This window comes from Gardnerella sp. 26-12 (assembly GCF_001660745.1).
GTDB lineage: Bacteria > Actinomycetota > Actinomycetes > Actinomycetales > Bifidobacteriaceae > Bifidobacterium > Bifidobacterium swidsinskii.
On the sequence record NZ_LWSR01000088.1, the window covers coordinates 1 to 8,398 of the forward strand.

At 44.1% G+C, this 8,398-nt stretch carries 3 protein-coding genes; all 3 read right to left on the reverse strand.

Going from position 1 to position 8,398, the window contains the following annotated elements; all coding sequences use genetic code 11:
* Window positions 1-611 precede the first annotated feature (611 nt).
* On the reverse strand, window positions 612-1,760 hold the full coding sequence (locus A5295_RS04555; protein ID WP_064621880.1) for a class C sortase: 1,149 nt from the start codon (window positions 1,758-1,760) through the stop codon (window positions 612-614).
* 195 nt (window positions 1,761-1,955) lie between these two features.
* Window positions 1,956-3,680 carry a SpaH/EbpB family LPXTG-anchored major pilin gene (locus A5295_RS04560; protein WP_231875289.1) on the reverse strand — a complete coding sequence of 575 codons (1,725 nt, stop codon included), beginning with the start codon at window positions 3,678-3,680 and terminating at the stop codon, window positions 1,956-1,958.
* 272 nt (window positions 3,681-3,952) lie between these two features.
* The coding region (locus A5295_RS04565) for a Rib/alpha-like domain-containing protein (protein ID WP_064621881.1) at window positions 3,953-8,398 on the reverse strand (4,446 nt) is incomplete at its 5' end.

The following is an 8,398-nucleotide window of genomic DNA, read 5'->3' on the forward strand; positions in this document are numbered from 1 at the left end:
AAACACTTTTCCACAAGTAACATGTAAAAAATCTGTAGTTAACATATAATTTACAGAATTTTTCAAAAACCTTGCATTTTGACAATGTTTTTTAAAAAAATATTGCTGATTTACCAACAAATGTTGGTTCGTTGCGCAATATAAACCGTAAATTTTTCAGCCAACCGACGATATGCGCAACTGACCTAAATTTTACGCTCGCGCGAGAGTTATCTCACGTTTGGAGGGTTTGCGCTACTTTAGCACTCCAAACGCGAGGAAAGTTTCTCACATTTGGAGGGATTAGCGTTGTGCGACGCTCCAAACGCGCGCAACCACAGCACTCACTTACGAAACTCGCGTTGGAAGTCCACTGGACTTCCAACCCAAGCGAGTTTCCGCTCCGAATTGCCTTCGCGCGCGCAATACTGCGCTCAGGCAGGTCGTTAGCGCACACAAAACACAACCTAGTTCCTAAAACACAGCCACACGAACCTGCCCTGCCTTCGTCTTTACTGACGAAGGCAGACCTCGCTTGCGTTGAAAGCACACCGTGCTTTCAACCCTAAGCAAGCTCGGCGCTCCGAATTGCCTTCGCGCGCTAAATCGCAGCGCTCAGGCAGGTCGTCGCGCTACTCGCGACGCAATTTACGCAGCATCTTACGCGAAAGAATCAGCAAATGCTTGCCGCGAATGTCGAGCTGTCGCCCTCGCTTAGACGTTGCAACAGCAATCATCATGGACAAAACAATCAATGAGAACGCCATTGCAATCACGAATAGCGTCATCCAAAGCGGCCATTGCACGTGGTCATCCGGCGCCTTCACAGGGTCCGGCAGCACACGATACCCTGTCACCAAAAGCCTATGCGAATTCACGCCATACGGGGTACACGTTAGCAGCGTCGCCAAGTCGCGCCCCTTTTCGCGCTGCAACAAACTAATATCGTGTGGCTCAACCACGCTGATGCGGAACACTTTGTATCGCAAAGTTTCGCCTTGCACGTCGAGGTAGAAATAGTCACCCTTCTTCAAATTCACCAAATCGTCGAACATGGTGGCATCCGCAAGACCCGTGTGCGCGGTAATAACTGTGTGGCGGTTCTTGCCACCAACCGGCAAATCCGTGCCGTACAAATGACCAGCGCCGTGCGCTAAAACTTCTTGCGAACTGCCGTGATAAATAGGAAGTTTTACGCCAATCTTCGGAATTTTTACGATGCCGATAATGCCCATAGGCTCCTCAAGCGCCTTAAGATAACGCTTGTATTCAGGCGTGTTAGTTATGTCTTTTTGCCCATCCGGACCATACGGATCCGTGGTAAGCATATTCTTGCGAGTTTTATTATAAAGCTTCGCGGCACGAATGTGAGCGCGACGCACGTCACCAGCCTGATCGTGGTTATACTTGTCGTACGCGTTAGAAATCTCCTTCGACACGCGATTATTCCAAAGCGTTGAAACAACAGGGTAACTGAAGCACAAAATGCCTGCCAACACGAATGCGATTGGCTCGACGATGCGGCGGAGCTTAGATTTTTGCTTGGATTTTTGCGCACTTGCGGTAGGATGTGCACTTACGGAAGGTTGCGCGGAAGAGTTTGGGTCTGCAGGATTAGTTTCGGATGCAGTAGTTTCGGATATAGCAGTTTCGGAAGAGCTAGTTTCAACAGCACTAGTTTCAGCAATGCGATTCTTGAAAAGCTTACTTACGATGGGGATATTCAGGGCGGTTTTATTGAGGAAAGCATATACTTTAGCAACAGCATCGTTTAATTTCATGCTTCCTCGTTTCGTGAGTTTTTCGTTGGATTGAGATTTGATTTACGATTTATTGATTTTGCGCTCGCTAGTTAGTTCAATTAAAGCGCACAAATATAGAGCCGGGAGCAACAAGTCGCACCCAGCTCCAATATTTATGCCATGCAAACAGATATTTACATTCATGTAGCAGTGACTGCTGATTTTTCTCAGCAGTCACCAATTACAATCAGGCAGCCTGCTGCTCTTCATCCTTCTTGCGGTGCGCAAGAAGATGAACATGCCAACAGCAACCAAGCACATGCCAGCCAACGCGAAGATAATCACGCCTGCGGCACCGGTCTTTGGAAGGTTGAACCAGAAGCCACCCTTATTATCTGGAATATTCACAATCTCAATCTCCTGAGCAGTATCGCCAGAAGTCAAAGAAACTTCATGAACTTTATCAGAACGAGTGTATCCATCTGGAGCCTTAACCTCAACAAGATAAATCTTGCTATTCTGATCCGTAACCTTAGCAATATAATCTTTAGTCACGCCATTCTTATTCCCGTCAACACCAGTTGTAGTGATAGTAGCTTCGGTATTAGTTTGTGGAACAGCATCAGCAAAACCGGTCATTGCTTTACTACAAGTGTTAGTAGCACTTGGGTCAGCAGCACACTTCTTAGCTTCAGCTTCATTAGCAAATGCCTTGAATTCAGCCTTGTTAAGAGCCTTTGTCTTATCAGTTGCATCGACTTTCTTAATGTGGAACTTACGGAATTCAGTTGTTGCACTGCCACCAGGAGTTGGCTTTGGTTGAATGCCATCACCGTGACCAGGAATAAAGCCAGACTTGTTTTCAAGAACTTTGTTTTTACCGACAAAACTACTCAAGTCTGATACTAACTGAAGTTTTACAGTAACATCAATTTCTACCGGTTTTGAATCAAGAACATTTGCTTTTGCTGCAATAGCTTGAAGTCCTTTATTAGCAACACCCTTCTTAAATGTAACCTTAATGCGCTTACGATCAGTATTAATGCCATTGTCAGTAGTTCCAGATTCTTCAGAAACGGTGTAGTCCTGATCTTTAGTCATTGCAGCAGTGTCACCATTGATTTTTACTTCAGCAATAACACTTGAATTAACGGTTTTATATGCTGAAGTTAAAACATCATCATAAATGGCAAAGTCCTGAAGATCATTTTCAGTGAGATTCTTATTGCCGTTAGTAGCTTTTGTCTTATTCAACTTAGCTTTAATAGTGTATGTGATCTCATCTCCAGCACCAACCATCTTAGTAGTATCTGCTGTCTTAGTAACACTATCCTTAATGTAAGCGTTCTTCGGTTCTACAACAACATCATAAGTGTAGGTATTATTTACTTTTTTATCTTCGCGGGTAATTTGAGGAACAGTCACATAAAATGGTGCTACATCATTTGAATAACCTTCAGCAGCTTTAGTTTCTTCAACTTTGTATAATCCAAGTTCAAGATTAGTGAATGCTACTTCACCATTCTTCTGACCTTGTTGACCAGTTGTTTTAGTTTGCGTGCTAGAAGCATCTGTTCCTAAGTGAACTTGGGCTTCAGTTTCTTTATGCTCGTTAAGTTTTTTCACTACTCCAGCGATAGTTACCCAATCAGCACGTTTTTTAAGATCAATATTTGTAGAACCAATTTGTAACACTTTTGTAATCTTAAATTCTGCACCATTAATAGGCGTAGACTTCTTTTGAGAACCATTATCAACTTCGTCTTTATACTTCTTGATGGTAATGGAACCCTTCTTAGTGGTAGCTTCATTGCCAAGATCCCATGGGGCTTTTTCAGCTGCTGTAGGACCCGTAGCAAATGCTACGTTGTTTGCCACCACGGCGCCGGCGACGCACAGCGTGCCAGCCATTGCGAGCGAGGCGAATGCCGCCACGCATTGTTTAGTGAATTTATTCACTTTCTTCTCCTTTATATCAGTGCCCTTGTGGGCAGGTTTTGAGGAAAATACGTTTATTGTTTTATTTTGTGTTGCGCACGGTCGGCGGAGTCATCGCAAAGCCGCATGAACTCTGTCGGCGGCTACGATTTGCGCCGCGCGCAGCAAGATTAAATCCGAACCATGCTCCGGCATAATTACCGTCACTGTGTAACATCACTGTGTAACGCGTAATGCCATTGCCAGCACATGGAACGTTGATACTGCAGTTTTTAAGCTGCAGAAAATTTTCATCAGCATCGCCACCTTTCGCTACGTCGCCTTAAAGCGCGAAGCTTTTTGGCAGTTTTGCAGATAAAATCTTTAATCAGTGTCTTACGCAGCAACGCATCAAGCATCGCGCGCCCCCACTTGGTTTGCTCAAGGAAGAACCCAGCCGCCATCACGCCCGTGCCAATCACAGCAAACGCACCAAGCAGCACGTTCCAGTTCATTCCGCCGGTCTTTGGCAGAGCGAATTTAGGCGGATCGATCACGGTCACATTAACAGCAATTCTGTTCCAGTCTTTTCCAACGACTACGCCGGTAAGCTGAGCTGCTTGCATATTTGTAGACGAATACTTTTTATCAGTACTAAGCCCAGCATCAACAGTGTCATTAAACACCGTCAACGCATTCGGCTTCAACGCAAACACAGCGCACGTGTAATTTCCAGCCTTTTGAGGTACGCCAGCAATATCGTCTTCACTGCGAGACACAGCGTTTTCTATGCTGTTCGGATCTTTATCATTCTTCGTAAAGCCATACAGCAAGTTAGCCATGCAATTCTTACTGTCTTGACTGCAAGACTTTCGCTGCTCAGCACTTGCAAAAGCCCACGGCTTTACATCTTCGCCATAATTCTGGTTCAGATGCATATTGAGCGTATCGTCAAGCCCGCGACTCCACTTTTGCTCGCTTTGCTTAGAACACATCATACGCAATGAAATATCGCGACGATCCTTCAAGCTCCACGCGAGCACATACGGATTCTTAGTAAGGCTCGTGCCGCTCATGACGGTAAGAGAATTGGCACCACCAAGCTTGTCATGTTCAGGATCAGCATCTTGAGATCTGAGCAATGTCATCTTAAGATCCTTGTCAGCTCCACTGAGGCCCCCAACTGTAACTTTCGCATACACAGGCTTGCCGTTGTTACCAGAATCCGGGTCGTCCGAAGTGGAGCCATCCGGGTAATGGATGATAATCTCTTTCAAGTACGCTTTAGGAGCAACAGCTTGATCTGGGTGGAAGGTCACTTTGCCGTAACGCGTGCCGTCATCCTTGGAACTGTGCTTGCCATTCTTTTGCTTGGAAGGATTGTCAGGCTTATTGCTCTGCTCACCGGTGTTATCTGCGGCGTTGCCAGAAGCCCAATACGACCAGTCTAAAGACACCTTGTTTCCAGCAGTGCCGTCATTATTTACTTCAAATCCGTGAGTAGCATCCTTAAACTCAAACCAAGTTCCGTCCGGAAGCGCACCAGCCTTCACAGCATCCTGGTATTTATCCGCACCGTTAGCACTCTTAACGCTTTGCGGCACAGCATTCTCAACCTTTTGACCAGCCGTAACATTCACATCAACATACTTCGGGTTGTAGAAGTGGTTGTCGTTGTGAATGTGGATTGGTATTGCGCGATACTCGTAGTCAACACCTTTAACCGCGTTTTTGTTGCCGTTATTACCATCAAGCTTCCACTTGAAGTCTTTCAAAGGATCAGTGTTATTCTTACTTGCATCTTTGTTAAGTGCACCAACAGCTGCATCGAATCTAGCAAGCAAATCGTTATTGTCTGTCTTAAACTGTTTTGCTTTAATCGCGTAAACTACGCATTCGTAGTCGCCGGATTCGTTAGCCTTGCCTTTAATCCACCCACGAGTACGCTCAGTGGTATCTTTTGAGTTACCATTTGCAATGTAATCGTCGTATAGCTGCCTATCAGGGTGGCACTGACTTGCATCCTTCTCGCAAGCTTTCTGCGCTGACGCAGCTTCAGTATGATCCCAAATCTTTACATCTTGCATCTTAATACCAGCAATACCGCCCGACTGGTAGTGAGACTTAGTGCCGTCTGAATTAATCTTATTGCAAATTGTGCGCAAATTGATTTTTCCAGGCTTATACTTGGACCATGAATCAAGCCAACGGGTCGTCTTTTTAGAAGTACTAAGTTCCTCGCCCTTAGTGAGTTTGATGGTAGTATTATTCCAGTCGCCGCTACCTTCACGATCGCCAACATTCAGCCGTAAATTACCAGCATCCTCATCATGCGATCGCGTAATGTCTACCTTCGCATAAATAGGTTTACCAAGATTACCAGAATCTGGGTCTTCAGAAGTAGAACCGTCCGGATAGTACACAATAACCTGCACTTTGTCAGAACCAACAGGGAACCACTTGTGCGGTCGGAACGTAACCTTACCAAACTGACCCGTGCCATTCTTAGCTGAATCACCAGAGTCAGCTTTATTATCTTGATCATCCTCAAAGAATGTGTAGCTTAAAGATTTCTTAAACTTAAACCAAGTTCCGTCCGGTAGATCACCTTCACGCACATCGTCTTGCGACGTATTAGCATCGTTGGCAGTCTTCTTGCTCTTAGGCACCTCAGTGGCTTTTTTAGTACCAGCCTCCATACTAATAGCCTTATACTCTGGGTTGTAGTAGTGAGCATCACTATGCACATGAATTGGGAAGGTTACCGAATCCCAATCGACGTGCCTTTGAGTGGCTTCTTGAGGACTATCTTCACTACCCGGCTTATCTGTTAAGACTGATTTAATAACATCTTCAAACTTGCGATTACCAGGATTCTTTACAAAACCTTCTACAGCACTATTAAACTTAGTTTGTAAACCACCCTTCTTACCATTTTTACCCTCAAGGTCTTTAATAGCGTACACAGTGCATACAAAGTCGCCATTTTCCTTAACCTTGCCATGTAACCAACCCCAAGTGCGCTCTACGGTATCATGCTCATCACCGTATAAGTAAAGGTTACGGTTGCAGTTTTTACCATGAACCGTACATTCATCCTTATTCTTTTCAGTAGCTCTTGTCCATTGTGATGGTTGTTTATCAATAAATTCACCGCTTGTAGTATTACCTTTTCGACCGGCAAGTGTCAGACCATTAATACCATCAATCTCATAGCTTTCAGGTTTACCAGTTTGTGGATTCTTTTTATAGCAAAGCATGCGCTGATAAATTTTTCCTTGCTTAGCACTTGACCATGAGTCAAAGAACATTGGCTTAGTGTTACCAGTAGCGTCGCCTAACACTTCATCTTTACGGAAACGCATACCATTGTTATCATTGTCTTCAATTCGTCTTCCGCCATATTGCGAATAAACATTGAGTTTTAAATCATTTTTTTGGATTGGTTGACTAGTTACCTCTACAGGCGCATACACAGGCTTGCCAAGATTACCAGAATCCGGATCTTCAGAAGTGGAACCATCTGGATAATGCACAATTACAGGAGCAAAATATTCACCAAGCGTTACAGTTTTTTCTGGAGAAAAAGTAACTTTGCCATATCTAGCGTCAGTAGTACTATCTTCAGGCTCATCCTTGCCTGATTTCTTGTTACTTTGCTTATTGACAAATTTATACCATGTAAGAACATGTTTACTATCCTTAGGATACTCTTTTAGCTCAAACCAAGTGCCTTTTGGCAACCTAGTACCATTCTGCACAAGCTCCTGTTGACTCTTGTCATTAGCTTTCACGCCGTTAGCACCAGAATGGCTTACTGGAGCAGCCGATTCTTTAGACTTACCACCAGCCTGCACATATATCTTATCGTATTGAGGATTATAATAATGCGCGTCGGAGTGAACCTTAATTGGCACAGTTCTAGATGTATAATCAACATCTTCTCTTAACCCACTGAAGGTATCAGAATCAATGATATTAGTAGAAGAACCGTCTTTCTTTCCAATATCCTTATTCTTCTTTTCAGCATCCTCAAATTTCTTCAAAGCCTTAGGCTTCAAAGCATACACAGTGCACTGGTAATTGCCAACCTTTAGTGGCTTTCCTGTGATGCTACCACGCGTACGCTCCATGGTTCTGTCTGTGCTATCAAATAATTTGTTTGCTGCACAGCCCTGACCATTTCGGCACTTTTCTTGTTCCTCATCAGTAGCATGAGGCCACGGTTTTTCACCATTTATTGTTATTCCATTAATACCGTTAAGATAAAACTTAAGATTCAGAAGATTTGTAGTATCAGCACACACAGAGCGAATAGTAATATCGCCAGGTTCCTGCACTGACCAAGAATCTATCCATGGGTGTGGAGTAACATCACGATTCTTGCGGAATACGAATCCATTGGTATAGTTAATCTCTTGACCATTTTGGTTCTTATGAATATGGAGCTGCAAGTCACCAGTGCCAGGGTTATCTCTTGTTACATACACTTGAGCATTAACTGGATCACCATGATTACCAGAATCTTTATCCTTCGAAGTTGAACCATCAGGATAATGCACAACTACAGGTCTCTTCTCAGGCTGACCAGTTTTAGAAGCAGGAACCCACTTATTTGGGTGGAAAGTGACAACACCAGTGGACTCGTTATTAATCTTTGCCCAAGTTGGTGGATTTTGATACTTATTATAAATTTCTGCCTTAAACTTAGTGCCAGATGGGAATTGTTTCCCTCCCCTGTCTTTTGGATTTGGAGAATT